Raw genomic sequence first — 16,190 nt, forward strand, 5'->3', positions numbered from 1 at the left:
AAGGCATGCGCAGACGCGCGCGCAAGGGCGGTGGACGGCAGGTCGAACTGACCGTGACGGCAATCGGCAGCCGCGGCGATGGCATTGCCTTCGTCGACGAGAAGCCGGTCTTCATCCCGCTGACCCTGCCCGGCGATCGGCTGCGCGTGCGGCTGGAGGCGGAAAAGGGCGGCGGCTTTCGCGCTGAACCGCTGGATCTGCTGGAGGAGGGGCCCAATCGAAGCGACCCGCCCTGTCCCCACTTCGGTGTCTGCGGAGGCTGCCAGCTCCAGCACCTGGATGAGAGCGCCTACCGCGACTGGAAGGCGGCGCGGATGCCCGAAGCGCTCGAGCGGCAAGGGGTGACGGCGGGCGAACTGCGTGAGCCTATCTACATTTCGGCCGGCAGCCGTCGCCGTGCGACCTTCGCGTTGCGGCGTCATGCCGGCGGCCTCGACCTGGGATTTCACCGCCGTCAGAGCGGCGCGGTGGTCGATCTCCAGACTTGCCTTCTGCTGACTCCCGAGCTCTTTGCCCTGGCCGCACCGCTGCGCGCCGCACTGGAGCCGCTGCTGCCGCCGGGCATGCGTGGCGATGTCATCCTGCTCCAGGCCGAGAACGGTTTCGACCTGCTGCTGATCACGCCGGAGCCGCCGGACCTGGCCGCCCGCGAGGCGTTGAGCGCCTTTGCAGCCGAACAGCAGGTGGTGCGTGTGAGTTGGGCCGCGGATGGCAAGATGGCGCCGGAGCCTATAGTCGAACGCTCCGCGCCGCTGTTGACCTTCGGACAGACCGCGGTCTCACCGCCGCCGGGCGGTTTCGTGCAGCCCTCGCAGGCCGGCGAAGCCGCCCTGGTGGCGGCCGTGCTGGAGGCGCTGCCGAAGGACGCCAAGCGTGTGGCCGATCTCTTTGCCGGCTGCGGCAGCTTCACCTTCCCCCTGGCGCAGCACGCGACGGTGACGGCGGTGGAAGGCGATGCCGCCGCCTTGGCTGCGCTCTGGACCGCAGCCCGGCGCGCTGGCCTGGCCGGGCCGGTGATGGTGGAGCAGCGCGATCTGGTGCGCCAGCCATTGCACGCCGAGGAGTTGGCGGCGGTGGATGCTGTGGTCTTCGATCCGCCGCAGCAGGGCGCCCGCGAACAGGCGCAGGAACTGGCGGGCAGTCCAGTTCCGCGGGTCATCGCCGTTTCCTGCAACCCGGTGAGCTTCGCGCGCGATGCCCGCAGCCTGGTGGAGGGCGGCTACCGTCTCGACTGGGTCCAGCCGGTCGACCAGTTCCCCTGGGCGGCACACCTGGAACTGGTCGCCAGCTTCAGCCGCACCTAGCCGATCCGGCTCTCCGTGTCCCGGGAACCGAACCGCGCCGCCGTGTCGGCGGTCAGGCGCTCGATGGTCGCGGCCTCTCCGGGCGTGAAGTCGGGGCGGTAGTAGCTGGGGTGCTGGATGCGTTCGGCCGCCTGGGCGGGGAGGTCTTCGGGTGACAGGCCGCAGTGCTCCAGAATGCGCCCCATGGTGCCGGCAGGGTCGGCGCAGAGGTCCTCGTAGCGCAGCACCAGCGTTGCTGCGCGCAAGTCCGGCTCCTCCTCCAGCCGTTCGGCCAGGTGATCGTAGATCAGCGACCAGTAGTGCGCCCAACCCTCGACCTCGTGGCCCGCGTCCCAGAGGGCGGAAACTTCTGCCACGCGGGGGTCGCCGGTGTTGATCGGCCGACGGTCGAGGCCGAACTCGAAGTGGCCGCTGCGGCGCATGTGACGCAGCACCCGCGGATTGCGTTCCTCCTCGGCGCAGAAGAGGCGGTGCTGCTTCATCAGGGAGGCGATGTGCCAGAGCGGCGCGCGGATCGGCACCACGAAACGCGCATCCGGAAAGAGGCGCAAGAGGTAGCCCAGGCGGGTGATGTTGTAGTTGCCTTTGGCCAGATAACGCTCGCCGCCGCGCAGCAACAACAGCTTGCGCAGGTGGTCGCGGTAGAAGGCCTCGAAGTCCGGGTTCTCGTCGCCGGCGCGCAGCACGCTGGTTTGCTGCGGGTCGTGGGCCTGCGGGAAGAAGGCGCTCCAGAGCGGCTCTTCGAAGGCCTCGGGGCTTTCCGCCGTGACCGCAATGCCGTCCTGGTGCGCGCGCTCGCGCGCAGGGCCGCCGTCCTTGCCGCCGGCGCGATCGACGAACCAGTTCCACGCCCAGGGCGCGGCGAGCACAGGGAAGTCGCGGTAGCGATGGGTGGCCACCGCCGGGTGGCGGGCGAGCAGTTCGAGCAGGATCGTGCTGCCCGAGCGCGCCAGTCCGGTGACGTAGAGCGGGCGCTCGATCCGGACCGCCTCCAGGCGCTCGCGCAGCAGGCGGCTTTCCCAGTCGCCCAGGCCCAGCCAGAGCCGCGGGCGCGTCTCAACCAGACCACCGAGGCGATCCTGCCAGGCCGGCACATGCAGGCCGGGGTCGGCTTTTGTCTCTTGGTTCATTCGATCCGTCGCACGTACTTCAGAAGGAAGGCGAACAGCATCAGCGCTGCGAAGAAGGCCGGCTCCCAGCCCCGCAGCCACTGCGGGCCGAAGGACAGCACCTCCAGGCGCGGCAGGCTGAGGGTGATGCGCTCCACCGGGGCATCGTCGGGCAGGTAGCCCGCCGGATTGCCCAACAGCAGGTTCCAGTAGCGGCGCTTGTGCAGCAGCGGCACCGGCGCCTCCAGTTCAACCCGCGTCACCTCCTCCCCGGAAGGGTCGAGGATGACGGCGCTCGGCGGCGGTGCCACGGCCTGATCCAGCCGCCCTTCATAGCCGTCACGGGGCACGGAAACCTCCACGGGTTCAGCGGCCGCCGGATAGCGGTGTCCATAGCTGGCATCCAGCCAAACAATTACAGCCAGCAGCGGCAGAGAGGCAGCGAGCGTGGCCGGCAGCACCAGGCCGATGCGCTTGAAGGCGAGCCCCAGCACGCGGCCGATCAGAGGCCATGCCTCCTCGAAGGCGCCGTCGAAATCATTGAGGCGTTGCTGCGCCGCGCGGAACTCCAGCTTGATCGCCGAAATGCGCTTTTGCGGCGAGAACAGCCGGTAGAGCTCCATTGCCAGCACAGCGGCCAGCACGGCCCAGAGCAGCAGCCGCAGCAGGGGCGGCAGGAAACCCAGGACCGTCTGGTCGATCCAGTCGAACAGCGGGTGCGGTAGATTGAGCAGCCCCATGGATCAGGCAGCCGCGCTGTTTGCGTGCATCACGAGCGTCGCGATGCGTCCAGCGCTTCGGCGCGAGCAGGTTCATGGTGGACAACATCATCCTCGGCCACCGTCCCCGCGCGCTCGGCTCGGCGGCGACGCAGCATCTTGCGCAGCGGCCAGGCGACGATGAAGAGCAGCGCGGTGCCCAGGGCGATCAGCAGCGCCCAAAGTGCGCCCAGCAGGCTCAGGCCCGCGCCGGGGCCGACATAGGCTTGGGCGGCAAGCGGCAGGCTGAGCGCCAGCACGCCAGCGGCGATTGCAAAGAGATGTCTAGTCATGGTTTTTCCTCTCTCCCATCAATAGGGGTGGATGTTGACGCGGCGAGGTCGGCCGTGTCGCTCAGGTCGAGCGCGGCCAGGAAGTCTGGCTCGAAGCTGTCGGGGCTGAGGCGTTCGGCGGAAGCGACGATCGCGATGTGCTGCTCTTCCTCGCCGCCGCGCGCCGGGTTGAGATACTCCCAGACGATCTCGCCCTCCGGGGTGACCTCGAGGATGCGGCCACCGTTGGACTCGACGATCAAGGTATTGCCGTTGTCCAGGCGCTGCTGTTCGGCGCGGATCGCGCTGTCCAGCGGCTCCTCGGGCGTGCCAGCGTAGTCCCACACGATTTCCATGCTCCGGGGGTCGAACTCCATCACCCGGGAAATGCCTTCGTCTGACTGGTAGTTGCCGTAGTTGTCGAACAGCAGGATGTTGCCGTTGGGCAGCGGGTCGGCATCGTGCTGGCCGAGCCAGGGACCGCGGGTTGCCCAGACCAGCTCTTCCCGCTCCGGGTTGATGACCCCGATCGCGTTGAGTTCGCGGAAGGAGAGCATCACGTCGCCTTCCTCGGCGAAGGACAGGTTCTCGGCGGCTTCGGGCCCCACCAGGTTGACGGCGTTGGTGTGCAGCGGATCGCTCACAGAATAGCTGGCGACCGTGTGAAGCAGGTGCTGGTAGCGCGAGTTGGCGACGGCCTCGGTCAATGGCAGCTTCAGTTCTTCCTCGCCCTCGGGCGAGAGCACCACGAGATAGTCTTCCAGCCAGGCGCTGGCCAAGTGATCGAAACCTTTGAGGCGCTTTTGCACGATGTCGTGTGTCAGCGTGTAGATGCGCCCGTCCGGCCCCACCGTGAGATCATGGTGCGCCCGGCCGGTGTAGAGCCAGAGCAGTTCCGAATCCCGATTGAGCTTGGCCACGGCATAGCCGTAGGGCGTGTCGCCGTTACCCTCGAGAACTGCCAGCAGGTCGCCGTTGGGATAGAGATGCAGGTTGCGGAAGTAGACGAAGTCGTCCGGGCGCGGGCGCGGGAAATCATGACCCTCCGCCAGCATTTCGCTGAAGGGGAGGTGCCACTCATGCAGCACCTCGCCTTCGAGCGAGATCAGCCGCGCGCGGTTGGCCTCACCGGAGGCGTAAAGGGTCAGACCCTCCTGGGCACGGTCGCGGTCGATGCGGGTGACCCCGCGCTCCTCGCTGCGCTGCGGGTACCAGAGATCTCCGGAATACACGTCGTCGTAGGCCGTGGCCTGGGTGTAGAGCGCCCGTCCCGCCTCGTAGGCCCGGGCGATCTGCGGGCCGGGGGAGACCTTCGCCGTGCTCAGCAGCGCACCGGCAAGAAAGGCGATGGCGAGCAGGGCGATCAGGAACGCGGCAAAGAACAGCCGATCCAGCGCTGAGGTGCCCTTGGGTTGCGCCGCTCTGCGATCGGCCTGTGGGGATGCCATACCTCTCCTTCCGCTGAAACGTCCGGCTGAACCAAAGAATCAGTCCCGGATGTCGCCATGTTTCTAAGGACACTAGGCGTACCCCGCGGGGTCCCGTTTCGCTTGTGACAGAAACGGGGGAAAAACGGCGCACGGTTGCAGTGAGCCGCGGCGGCGCCCGTGGAGGCGGTTCGCGGGCGCAGCCGGTTCGGCGGGAGGCTATCGCGCGGCGGGGGTGGGGCGATCGGGCCCGGCCAGACCCTGTTCGATGAAATCCAGCAGGGCGGCAATATAGGCATCGGGCGTGACGCCCCGGGCCCGGTACTTCCAGCGCTTGAGGTACCAGTCCTGCAGCAGCGGCTTGATCAGCGCCGCGGTCATCACCGGATCCTGGAGCCGGAAATCGCCCTGGGCGCAGCCGGCATGCAGGATGTCCAGGATCAGGGTTTCGGTCTGCATTTCCGCTGCCTTCACCCGCGCGCGGGCCTGGGGGCCAAAGGCCCGGGCCTCCATGTAGGCGAAGGTGAACCAGGCTGGCATGGCTTCGGTGAGGCGCACATGGCGGTCGATGAAGCGTTCCAGGCAAGCGTGCGGATCGGCCGGGGCAATTGCCGTCGTCTCTTCCGGCTCAATCAGCACCCGCTCCACCGCGTCGGTTACCCCATCGAGCATCAGGTCCAGCAAACCCGCCTTGTCCTGGATGTAGGTGTAAAGCGCGCCCAGGCTGAGCCCGGATTCGCGGCTGAGGTCGCGCATGGACATCTCGTGAAAGCTGCCACGCTCGGCCAGTGCCAGGGTCGCACCGACAATACGCATCAGGTTGGCAACGGCGGTCGCCGGCTTGCGCACGTCCATCTGTGCCTGATGGCGCTCATAGAGCCGGGTGCAGAGCGCCTCCAGCGTCACGCCATGGATTTCGGCGAAGTCCGGTGCGCTGCTTTCGGCCGGGACGGCTGCCATGCCTGGTGGTTCCTCGAAGTTCCTGTATGTCTCGTGTGTGCGAAAGAGCTTGCCAGGGGCGCGTGGGCGATGCAAATAATAACGAACGTTCGTTATTATTTCCTGCTCGGCAGTGCGCCTGTCCGAGCGCCGCATCGGAAAGGAGCTCCGCCATGGACTTCACCCTTCCCGCCGAGATCGACTCCCTGCGCCAGCAGGTGCGCGCCTTTGTCGACTCCGAGATCATTCCGCTGGAGTCCGACCCCACCGCCTATGACGAACATGAGAACATCGCCTCCCATGCCCTGGAGCCGCTCAAGGAGAAGGCCAAGCAGGCCGGCCTCTGGTCGCCACAGATGCCGAAGGAGCGTGGCGGCATGGGGCTGGGCGTCGTCGGCATGGCGGCGCTCTATGAGGAGATGAACCGCTCGATCTTCGGGCCGGTCTGCTTCAACGCCTCCGCGCCGGACGACGGCAACATGATCCTGCTGAACCGCGTGGGCACGCCAGCGCAGAAGGACCACTGGCTGCAGCCGATCGTCGACGGCAAGGTGCGCTCTTCCTTCGTGATGACCGAGCCCGATCCCGGCTCCGGCTCCGATCCGGCCGGCATGATGCTGACCCGGGCCGAGAAGAAGGGCGACAAGTGGGTGATAAACGGCCGCAAGTGGTTCATCACCGGCGCCGAGGTGGCGGAGCACTTTATCCTGGTCGCCCGCACCTCCGACGACCCGCGCAAGGGCCTGAGCTGCTTCCTGCACCACCGCGACGATCCTGGCTGGCGCATCGAGCGGCGCATTCCCATCATGGGCCCGGAGGAGCATGGCGGGCACTGCGAGCTGGTCTATGAAGGCCTGGAGATACCGGAGGAAAACCTGCTGATGCAGGTTGGCGACGGGCTGAAAGCCACGCAGATCCGCCTGGGCACCGCCCGGCTGACCCACTGCATGCGCTGGACCGGCCTGGCCAAGCGGGCGCTGGAGATCGCGCAGTCCTATGTCAGCGAGCGTGTCGCTTTCGGCGAGAAGCTGGCCGACCACGAAAGCGTGCAGACCCTGCTGGGCGACGCGGCCATGCAGATCGAGATCGGCCGCCTGCTCACCATGAAGGCGGCTTGGAAGCTCGATGGCGGCGATTTCGCCCGCAAGGAGGTGTCCATGGCGAAGATCGTGGTGGCCGACGCGCTGCACCAGGCCGTCGACACGGCGATCCAGCTCAATGGCGCGCGCGGCTACTCCAAGGACACGCCGCTGGAGTGGATGTACCGCTACGCCCGCCAGGCCCGCCTGGTGGACGGCGCCTCCGAAGTGCACAAGATGGTGCTCTCGCGCTACCTGATGGCGGAAGGCCAGGACTTCTGGGCCTGGGGTGTGTGAGTTCTTCCGCTACGCAGGGTTCTACCGGGCGAACCCAAGCGGTTCGCCCGGTGCGCCGTGAGGGGCTGTCTTGTTTCTAGGTTATTGTGCTGTGCGAAAATTAGGTTTTTGTGTCGTGATCTCGGCACGACAGCACCTTCCTGCCTCGGAGGCAAGGCCGCAAGCACCTGACACTATTACGTAAAGTTCTCGCGCAGAGGCTCCGAGACAGTCTCAGGCGCCCGCCACGGTCAGGCCGTCGATGCGCACCGTGGGCGAATCGATGCCGAAGCGCAGATCGAGATCGTTGGCCGGGGTGAGGCCGGCGTACATGGTGAGCAGGTTGCCGGCCACGGTGGCTTCGCTCACCGGCGTGGTGATCTCGCCCTTTTCGATCCAGAAGCCGCCGGCGCCGCGGCTGTAGTCGCCGGTGACGGGGTTGACCCCCATGCCGATCATCTCGGTGATGTAGAAGCCTTCCTCGATCTCGCCGATCAGCTCCTGCGGCGAGCGGCTGCCGGGTGCCAGCCAGACGTTCGAGCAGCTCGGCCCAGGGGGGCCGGAAACCCCGCGTGAGCCATGCCCGGTGGGCGCCATGCCAAGCTGGCGGGCGCTGGCCAGGTCGAGCAGCCAGGTGGTCAGGCGGCCGTCGTCGATGATCGCCTGCTCGCGGGTCGGCAGGCCCTCGCCGTCGAAGGGGCGCGAGCGCAGGCCGCGGCGCCGGTGCGGTTCGTCGATGATGCGGATGCCCGGCGCGAAGATCGCCTCGCCCAGCTTGTCCTTCAGGAAGGAGGTGCCGCGCGCCACCGCCGGGCCGGAGATGGCCCCAATGAGCGAGCGCAGCAAGCCCGAGGCCATGCGCGGGTCGAGGACGACGGGCAGCTTGGCCGTGCGCGGCTTGCGGGGCTTGAGCCGGCCGACGGCGCGCTCCCCGGCGCGGCGTCCCACCACTGCAGGGTTTTCCAGGTCGGCGCCGAAGACGGTGGAGGTGAAGTCGTAGTCCCGCTGCATCTCCAGGCCTTCGCCGGCCAGCACCGAGACTCCCACCGAGTGGCGCGAGCCGACGTAGGTGCCGCGGAAGCCGTTGGTGGCGGCCAGGGACACGCGGGTCGAGCCCCAACTTGCTTCGGCCCCTTCGGAGTTGGTGATGCCCGGCACGGCGCGCGCCGCTTCCTCGCAGGCGCGGGCGCGCTCGATCAGTGCCTCCGGAGTGGGCTCCACGGGGTCATTGGATTCCACGTCGGGATGATCGTGAGCGAGCTGCTCCGGCTCGGCCAGGCCGCACCAGCGGTCTTCCGGTACGACCTTGGCCATGGCCACCGCGCGTTCGATCAGGGCGCTCAGGCTGTCGGCATCGTGGTCGGTGGTGGAGACCATGGCCTGGCGCCGGCCGATCAGCACCCGCAGACCCAGGTCCAGGCTTTCCTCGCGTTCCAGCCGCTCCACTTCGCCCAGGCGCTGCGCGTGGGAGATGGCCGTCGAGCGCAGCAGGATGGCGTCGGCCGCCTCGGCGCCGGCGGCTTTTGCCCGCTCCACCAACTGCTCCACCAGCGCGGTGTCGGCGGCGGCGATGCGTTCGGGATCCTGGGTCATGGGCGTCCTTGCAAGGCTTCGGGTGGCAGACGGAGAGGGTGGGGGCGGTTCAGGGCAAGGCGCGCAGCCAGTCGCGCAGATCGTCACCACGGTGATGCACCCAGTCGGGCAGGGTGCTGGCGGTGTCCGCCGAGGCCTCGGAAAGCCCCGCGCGGCTCCAGGGCGCGTCGTGCTCGATCCAGACCGTGGTCATGCCGCGCTCGTGCGCCGGCTTCAGGTTGCGCGCGGAGTCCTCGAAAAAGACGGTGCGGCGCGGGTCGATGTTGAAACGCTCCAGCAGCTGGTCATAGGGCGCATCGCTCGGCTTCGGCACATATTCCGCTGCCACAATGTCGAAGATCGCCTCGAAGTGATGCGCGATGCCCATGCGGTCCAACACCTTCTCGCTGTAGGGCTGGTCGGCGTTGGTGAAGATCAGCTTGCGGCCCGGCAGCTGCGTCAGGATGTCGTTCATCTCCGGGTTGGCCTCTATGGCCGAGAGGTCGACATCGTGCACGAAGTCCAGGAACGCGCGGGCGTCGATGCCATGCTCGTTCATCAGGCCGCGCAGCGTGGTGCCGTGCTCGTGGAACAGCCGCTTCTGCAGCGCCTTGGCGTCTGCATGCGCCAGCTCGAAGTGCTGACAGATGAACTCGCCCATGCGCCGCTCGACCTGCGGGAAGAGATTGCAGGCGGCGGGATAGAGGGTGTTGTCCAGATCGAACAGCCAGACGTCCACCTCTTCCCGTTGGGGCAGGGGACGCGTCGAAATGAGGGAGGTGGAAGAGGTCTCGCGCATGCCGGAAAGGTGGCCCCGGCGCCGCCGGAAGGCAAGCCTCCTCAGCGGTGTTGGGTCTACAGGCTGCCGAGAGATCGCTGATCGAGTGGCGGGCGCGGCGGGTTGCGCTCGGGGTCGAGACCGAGCGAGGCGAGATTGTCGGCGGTCGCCTCGTCCAGCGGCAGGTCGCGCCGGCGGGCGGCCTGCAGCGCGTGCCAGGCGATGTCGCGGAAGCCCTCGACCTGGCCGTCGAACTTCAGCTTGCCGCTGCGGCCCCAGAGCGTGAGTTCCAGCGAGCCGGCGCCCTGTTTGCGCTGGCGGCGCGAACCGAAGTAGCGCAGGCGCAACCGCTCGATTCCCTCCCAGGCCAACTGCCGCCGGCCGAGGCCGTGGGTGGCGATGCCCTCCTGGTTGAGGGCGACGTGGGTGAGCTGCAACCGGGCGGTATAGAGCCCGAACGCCAGGAAGATGCCGCCTAAGCCCAGGAAGAGCCACAAGAGGAAGGGCATGGGCTCGGCGGCGAGCAGCACGAAGAGGCAGAAGGTCGTGCCCACGCCGGCGCGCAGATAGTCGCCCAGCAGCCGCCGCGGCGGGTAGCGATAGTGGACCGTTTCGTGCGGCACCTGGCTCATGACCCGTCCTTCAGGTGGCGATCTCGACCAGCAGCGGCACGTGGTCCGAGGGCTTCTCCCAGGCGCGGGTCGCCTTGACCACCTCCATGCGGACGAGGGCGTCGTGCAGCGGCTCCGAGGCCAGGGCGTGATCCAGGCGCCAGCCATAGTTGCGTTCCAGGGACTGCGGGAAGCGATAGCCCCACCAAGTGTAGAGGGGTTGGTCCGGCGGCACGAAGTGGCGCCCCACATCGGTGAGTGCACCGGCCTCCAGCAGGTTGGCCATGCGTTCGGACTCCATCGGGGTGTGGCCGACGGAGCGCACCAGGCGCTTGTGGTTCCAGACGTCGTTTTCCAGCGGGGCCACATTGAGGTCGCCAACCAGCAGCAAACGCCGGCCGCGGGCGTGCACCCGGGCCCAGGCGGCCATTTCCTCGAGGAAATCCAGCTTGTGGCCGAACTTGTCGTTGGCCTCGCGGTCGGGGGTTGGTCCGCCCGAGGGGACGTAGAAGTTATGCAGTTCGATGGGCCCGGCGCTGCCACCGGCCAGCGTGACGCTCAGATGACGCTTGTCGTCCTTGCTGCACCAGATGCGGTGATCCTGCGCCTCGAAGGGCAGGCGGGAGAGAATGGCCACGCCATTGTAGGCCTTCTGCCCGCGGATCACCTGATGCGTGAAGCCCATCTCCGCCAGGTCGCTGGCCGGAAAGTTCTCATCACGAACCTTGGTTTCCTGCAGGCAAAGCACGTCCGGCTGCCACTCGGCGACGAAGCGCGCCACGTGGTCCAGACGTTGACGGATCGAATTGACGTTCCAGCTGACGATGCGAAGGCTCAAGAGCCGATCTCCTCCCACCCCGGATGGTCACGACCGGCCTTGTACCCAAGGCGGCGCGGCTTGTCATCCGAGGCGGGCGAGACCCGGGCAAAAGGAACGCCCGGTCGGGGGGCAGCCGGGCGTTCCATCGCTCCGCGGAGTTGTGGGAGTCTTTGGCAGGGGACCTCATTCTCCCACGATCGGAAGGCATCCTTTGCGGCGCCTCCTTGACACAATATTTAAGCGCAGCGTACGAGACTGCAATAGGATGGGTCACATTAAAAAGTGTTAATCGCCGGGAGCCCTGCCGGATTCCTGTGCCAACTATTGCGCTTCCTCTCGCCCAAGCGGCCGGCTCAGCGGCCTTTCCGCTCCCCGTAAGCGCGTGCCTCCGCTGCGAATCGCTGGAAAATCGCCACCGAGAGTGGGTCGTCCATGACCTTGTATTCCGGGTGCCACTGAACGCCTAGCGCAAAGCCCTTGGCGTCGCGTACCTCCACTGCCTCGATCGTGTCGTCGGGAGCCGTGGCGTTGACGCTCAGGCGCGGCGCCAGCCGGTCCACGGCCTGCCAGTGCAGCGAGTTCACCTCGGCCATCTCCGCCCCGGCGACGGCGTGGAGCAGGCCGCCCGGCGTGAGCGCGATGCTGTGGCGCTTGCCGTACTGCACGTCCATGTCATCGTGCTGCGGCCGGCGATGGTCGAGGCGCCCGGACAGTTCATGCACCCGCGGGTGCAGCGTGCCGCCCAAGGCCACGTTGAGTTCCTGCATGCCGCGGCAGATGGCGAAGAGCGGCAGGCCAGCCGCCAACGTCGCCTCGATCAGCGGCAAGGTGGTGGCATCGCGCGCCTCGTCGTGGGGTGCGTGCTCGGGCGTGGCCTCCTGTCCGAAGTGGCTGGGGTGCACGTTGGAGGGGCTGCCGGTGAGCAGGACGCCGTCCAGGCCCTCGAGCGCAGCCGGAATGTCCAGCAGTTCGCCCAGGGAGGGGAGCATGACCGGCACCGCATCGGCGGCCAGGGCCACGGCGCGCACGTACTTGTCGCCGATGGTGTGGAAGCTCTGCCCGTCCAGACTGCGCACGCAGGCCGGCAGGCCGATGAGAGGTTTGCGCTGCATGATCCGTAGCTAGCGCCGGGGCGCTCGGGAAACAAGGCCTTTGCCGCGACCATGGGCCGCACCACCTCTGCGGTTTACACTCTGCTGTGCGACCAGGGTGATCAAGGGAGGAGAGATGACCGACTCATCCGCACTTGGGCCGACGTTCCGGGAGTTTGTGACCGCGCTCGCCGAGGTGGGCGACGTGCCGGCGGTGCAGACGGTGCAGGGCGAGCAGATCGAGACGCTCAGCTACCGCGAACTCTCCGAGCGCGCGCTGCGCCTGGCCGCGGGCCTGCACCGTCGGGGCGTGCAGCCAGGGGAGCCGGTGCTGCTCTTCGCGCCCAATTCGCTGGACTGGGTGACGGTGCGTCTCGCGCTGGCGGCCTTGGGCGCGATCGGCGTGGCGCTGGATGAGCTTACCAGCGATGCGGAACTGAAAGTGCTGCTGCCGGACTCGGGTGCGCGTCGTGCCTTCGTCTCCGGCGCCTTCCTCGCCCGCGTTCGGGCTGTCTCGGGGGATCTCGACCTGATTCGCCTGGACGGGGAAGCGGAGGGCGACCCGGCGCCGCATTGGCAGGACCTGCTGGCCGATGCCCCGGAGCCGCTGCCGCCGATTGCGGCGGACGACCCGATGATCCAGGTCTACACTTCCGGGACCACCGGTACGCCCAAGTCTTTCTTTCTCAGCCACGCCAATCTGCTGCACAACATCTCCGCCATGGTCGAGCGGCAGATCGTGACCGACCGGGATCGGGTGGTGATGCCCCTGCCGCTGCACCACGTCTTTCCCTTGACCATCGGCATCGGGGTCGGCCTGGGCAGTCGCGCCATCCTGGTGCTGCCCGAAGGGGTCACGGGGCCGCAGATCATGACCGCGCTCAAGGTGGCGCGCGCTACAGTGCTTCTGGGTGTCCCGCGGCTTTTCGCAGCCATCCTGGCGGGCCTGGAGGGGCGGGTGGCGCAGCAGCCTCGGCTGCAGCGCCTGGCCTTTCGCACGCTCTTCGCCCTGTCGCACTTCTGTCTGCGCCGCTTCGGCTGGCGCATCGGGCGCCGGCTTTTCGGCTCGCTGCACCAGCGCATCGCGCCCGACCTCTGGCTGCTCGCTTCCGGCGGCGCGAAGTTCGACGCCGATATCATCTGGAAGCTCGATGCCCTGGGCTGGGACACACGCAGCGGCTGGGGGCTGGCCGAAAGCGCCTCGGTGCTGAGCTACAACCACGGCGGCCCGGAAAAGCGCATCGGCAGCGAAGGCAAGGCCTTGCCGGGCGTCGAACTGCGCGTGGCCGAGCCCGATGCCGAGGGAGTGGGCGAGCTTCAGGCTCGCGGCGGCTCCCTGTTCAGCGGCTATCGCGGCGGACCGGAGGTCAATGAAGGCGTCTTCACCGAGGACGGCTGGTTCCGCACCGGAGATCTGGGGCGCTTGGATGCGGAGGGCTTTGTCTACATCCACGGCCGCGTGAAGGAGATGCTGGTCCTCGGCGGCGGCAAGAACGTCTTTCCGGAAGAGGTGGAGGCGGTCTATCGCGAAAGCCCGGTGATCGAGGAGATCGCCGTCATGGAGGAGCGGGGCGCGCTGGTGGCCGTGGTGGTGCCCGACATGGCTGCGGCGACCGCAGCCGGTACGGCCGTGGAGCCGGTCATCCGCGCAGCCCTGGCGGAGCAGGGAGCCAGTCTCGCGCCCTACCAGCGCCTGGCCGGCTTTGCGCTCAGCCGCGAGCCGCTCCCGCGCACCCGCCTGGGCAAGTACCAGCGTTTCAAGCTGCCGGAACTCTACCGTCGCATCCGCGCCGGGGAACAGCGTCCTGCCGCCGATGCCCCGCTAACGGCTGAGGAGGAGGCCTTTCTCAATGAGGGGCGGCGGCGTGAACTCTTGGCCTTCCTCAAGTCGCGTTACCCCGAGCGGCCGGTCAGCCTGGACGCCTCCCCGGGTCTGGACCTTGGAATTGATTCCCTGGAGTGGGTCACCTTGAGCATGGAGCTGGAAAGCCGCTTCGGGCTGACCCTCCCCACGGCGGTGACGGCGGAAATTCTCTCGGTCAGGGACCTGCTGGCCCAAGTGAAGCCGCTCGAGGAGGGCGCCAGCGAGCGCGCCCTGATCCGACCTCTCGCCGAGGAGGAGGCCGAGTGGCTGCGACCGCGCGGGCCGGGTATGCGAGCGCTCGGCACCCTGCTCTATGGCCTCAACGCCGTGGTGCAGCGCCTCTACTTCCGGCTGGAACTGCGCGGCGAGCCCTTGCCGCCCGCCGATGCGGGGCCGGTTCTCTATGTCGTGAACCACCTGAGCGACCTCGACCCGCCGGTGATGGCGGCCGCCCTGGGCTATCGCCGGCTGCAGAGCCTGCGCTGGTCCGGTGAGCGCAGCCGCCTCTTTCACAGCCCGGTGATGCGGCTGGTCAGCCGGGCGGCGCGGATCTTCCCGGTGGACGAGCGCGACCCCTCGACCACGCTCTCCTATGGTGCTGAAACGCTGCGCCGGGGCGAATCGCTGGTCTGGTTCCCGGAATCCTGGCGTTCACCGGATGGACGCTTGCAGAGCTTCCTGTCGGGTGTGGGGCACCTGCTGCTGGCGCAGCCGGTGACGGCGGTCCCACTCTATATCGACGGCACCTTCGAGGTCATGCCGCGCCATGCCAGCTTCCCCCGGCCGGGGAAGGTGACGGTGACGGCAGGGCCGGCGCTGGAGGCGCAGTCACTGGCGGCGCTGGACGATGCCCAGGCCATTGCCGACCACCTGCGCGCGGCTGTCGCCGCGCTGGCGCCGCCCGCCAAAAGGTAAGGGCTCAGCGAAAGCCGATGTCGCCGTCGACCTCGTGCGTGACGTCCAGGCCCTCGATGGTGAGCACCACGCGCGCCTTCACTGTTTCCTTGCCTTCGAGCTTTCCGCTGTCGAGGCCTTCGCGCACAGCCTCCTCGATCGCGCGCTGGGAAGTCACGCCGACCTTCTTGAGAAACTTGCGCATTTCCATGTTGAACCGATCTTCGTCCATCTCTGCATCTCCTTGAGTTCACTGCTGCAGCGGGTTGCGCAGGGGGGGCGGACATGGCACAGGAGCGCCGGCCGCGTGCGCTGGCCATCGCATCGTGCTATTGCCGAGCATCATGAAACACTATCTGGAATTCGAAAAGCCGGTCGCGGAACTCGAGAACAAGATCGAGGAACTGCGCCATCTCTCCGGCGACGACGAGCTCAACATCGCCGACGAGGTCGGGCGCATGCAGGCGAAGGCCGAGCGGCAGCTCAAGACGCTCTATGCCAAGCTCACGCCCTGGCAAAAGTGCCTTGTCGCGCGTCACCCTGAGCGGCCCCACGTCAAGGACTACATCGAGAGCCTGGTCGAGGACTTCATGCCGCTGGCCGGCGACCGGCTCTACGGCGAGGACAAGGCCATCGTCGGCGGCTTCGGGCGCTTCAACGGCCGCACTGTCGTGGTCATGGGGCAGGAGAAGGGCAGCGACACCAACAGCCGGGTCGCCCACAACTTCGGCATGGCGCGGCCTGAAGGCTACCGCAAGGCCCAGCGCCTGATGCAGTTGGCCCAGCGCTTCGGCGTGCCGCTGCTCACCCTGGTGGATACCGCCGGCGCCTATCCCGGCGTCGGTGCCGAGGAGCGCGGGCAGGCCGAGGCCATCGCGCGCTGCATGGATATCAGCCTGCAGCTCGACGTGCCGCTGGTCTCTGTGATCGTGGGCGAGGGCGGCTCCGGCGGGGCCATCGCGCTGGCGACCACCGACGAGGTGCTGATGCTTGAGCACGCCATCTACTCGGTGATCTCGCCCGAGGGCTGTGCCTCGATCCTTTGGCGCTCCTCCGAGCAGGCGCAGGAGGCCGCCGAGGCGCTCAAGCTGACGGCGCAGGACCTCAAGGCCCTGGCGGTAATCGACGCCATCGTGCCCGAGCCGCTGGGCGGTGCCCACCGCGGCCGCGAGGAAACCATTGCCGCTGTCGGCGAGGCGGTGGAAGCCGCACTCCAGCGCCTCGAAGGCCAGGACGCTGTGAGCCTGCGTCGAAACCGGCGACAGAAGTATCTCGACATGGGCCAGAAGGGACTGAGCTGACCCGCAGCGGTTTGGTTGACAGCCAGCAGACCCTGGCCAATTTTCTCGCCATTCCGCCCACCATCAATCGGGCCACCATCAATCGGGCCACCATC

The 16,190-nt window shown here is 67.7% G+C and carries 15 protein-coding genes; 4 read left to right on the forward strand and 11 right to left on the reverse strand.

The features are described from left to right. The first annotated feature begins 5 nt into the window (after positions 1–5). Positions 6–1,304, forward strand: a complete 1,299-nt coding sequence (locus P2G67_RS08620; RefSeq protein ID WP_275822050.1) for a class I SAM-dependent RNA methyltransferase — start codon at positions 6–8, stop codon at positions 1,302–1,304. Here the strand turns inward: P2G67_RS08620 and P2G67_RS08625 are convergent. The 5 genes from P2G67_RS08625 to P2G67_RS08645 all read right to left on the reverse strand — a co-directional run bounded on the left by P2G67_RS08625 (position 1,301) and on the right by P2G67_RS08645 (position 5,830). Beyond that, entirely contained in the window at positions 1,301–2,434 is a 1,134-nt protein-coding gene (locus tag P2G67_RS08625; protein WP_275822052.1) for a sulfotransferase family protein, read from the reverse strand. The genes P2G67_RS08620 and P2G67_RS08625 overlap by 4 nt on opposite strands. Next, positions 2,431–3,153 (reverse strand): hypothetical protein, encoded by a 723-nt coding sequence (locus tag P2G67_RS08630; RefSeq protein ID WP_275822054.1) that lies wholly within the window; start codon positions 3,151–3,153, stop codon positions 2,431–2,433. The genes P2G67_RS08625 and P2G67_RS08630 overlap by 4 nt, the downstream gene beginning before the upstream one ends. A gap of 29 nt (positions 3,154–3,182) precedes the next feature. Beyond that, positions 3,183–3,464: a selenoprotein S family protein gene (locus P2G67_RS08635; protein ID WP_275822056.1), complete on the reverse strand. Its 282-nt coding sequence runs from the start codon at positions 3,462–3,464 to the stop codon at positions 3,183–3,185. Then, positions 3,461–4,891, reverse strand: coding sequence for an arylsulfotransferase family protein (locus P2G67_RS08640; protein WP_275822058.1), 1,431 nt, complete (start codon positions 4,889–4,891; stop codon positions 3,461–3,463). The genes P2G67_RS08635 and P2G67_RS08640 overlap by 4 nt, the downstream gene beginning before the upstream one ends. A 198-nt stretch (positions 4,892–5,089) precedes the next feature. Further along, entirely contained in the window at positions 5,090–5,830 is a 741-nt protein-coding gene (locus P2G67_RS08645) for a TetR/AcrR family transcriptional regulator (protein WP_275822060.1), read from the reverse strand. A gap of 152 nt (positions 5,831–5,982) precedes the next feature. Between P2G67_RS08645 and P2G67_RS08650 the strand changes: the two genes are divergently transcribed. Beyond that, positions 5,983–7,185: an acyl-CoA dehydrogenase family protein gene (locus tag P2G67_RS08650; protein WP_275822062.1), complete on the forward strand. Its 1,203-nt coding sequence runs from the start codon at positions 5,983–5,985 to the stop codon at positions 7,183–7,185. 213 nt (positions 7,186–7,398) lie between these two features. On the opposite strand, the gene P2G67_RS08655 is transcribed toward P2G67_RS08650, so the two are convergent. From P2G67_RS08655 to P2G67_RS08675, 5 genes are all read right to left on the reverse strand, one after another. After that, on the reverse strand, positions 7,399–8,757 hold the full coding sequence (locus P2G67_RS08655) for a TldD/PmbA family protein (protein WP_275822064.1): 1,359 nt from the start codon (positions 8,755–8,757) through the stop codon (positions 7,399–7,401). Between the two features lie 49 nt (positions 8,758–8,806). Then, positions 8,807–9,535, reverse strand: coding sequence for a pyrimidine 5'-nucleotidase (locus P2G67_RS08660; RefSeq protein WP_275822066.1), 729 nt, complete (start codon positions 9,533–9,535; stop codon positions 8,807–8,809). 56 nt (positions 9,536–9,591) lie between these two features. Continuing rightward, entirely contained in the window at positions 9,592–10,146 is a 555-nt protein-coding gene (locus tag P2G67_RS08665; RefSeq protein ID WP_275822067.1) for a hypothetical protein, read from the reverse strand. Positions 10,147–10,156: 10 nt separating this feature from the next. Beyond that, positions 10,157–10,963, reverse strand: a complete 807-nt coding sequence (gene xth, locus P2G67_RS08670) for an exodeoxyribonuclease III (protein ID WP_275822069.1) — start codon at positions 10,961–10,963, stop codon at positions 10,157–10,159. Between the two features lie 335 nt (positions 10,964–11,298). Further along, the gene (locus P2G67_RS08675) at positions 11,299–12,057 is read right to left on the reverse strand and encodes a gamma-glutamyl-gamma-aminobutyrate hydrolase family protein (protein WP_275822071.1); all 759 of its coding nucleotides are present in this window, start codon (positions 12,055–12,057) and stop codon (positions 11,299–11,301) included. A 115-nt stretch (positions 12,058–12,172) separates the two neighbouring features. On the opposite strand from P2G67_RS08675, the gene P2G67_RS08680 reads away from it, so the two are divergent. Further along, entirely contained in the window at positions 12,173–14,815 is a 2,643-nt protein-coding gene (locus P2G67_RS08680) for an AMP-binding protein (protein WP_275822073.1), read from the forward strand. 4 nt (positions 14,816–14,819) lie between these two features. On the opposite strand, the gene P2G67_RS08685 is transcribed toward P2G67_RS08680, so the two are convergent. Further along, positions 14,820–15,026, reverse strand: coding sequence for a DUF6494 family protein (locus P2G67_RS08685; protein ID WP_275822075.1), 207 nt, complete (start codon positions 15,024–15,026; stop codon positions 14,820–14,822). 112 nt (positions 15,027–15,138) lie between these two features. Here P2G67_RS08685 and P2G67_RS08690 point away from each other — a divergent pair, with 112 nt between their 5' ends. Beyond that, positions 15,139–16,095 carry an acetyl-CoA carboxylase carboxyltransferase subunit alpha gene (locus P2G67_RS08690; RefSeq protein WP_275822077.1) on the forward strand — a complete coding sequence of 319 codons (957 nt, stop codon included), beginning with the start codon at positions 15,139–15,141 and terminating at the stop codon, positions 16,093–16,095. Positions 16,096–16,190: the final 95 nt, after the last annotated feature.

The sequence above is a fragment of the Aquibaculum arenosum genome, from assembly GCF_029222965.1.
GTDB classification, from domain to species: Bacteria; Pseudomonadota; Alphaproteobacteria; order Kiloniellales; family DSM-21159; genus Aquibaculum; species Aquibaculum arenosum.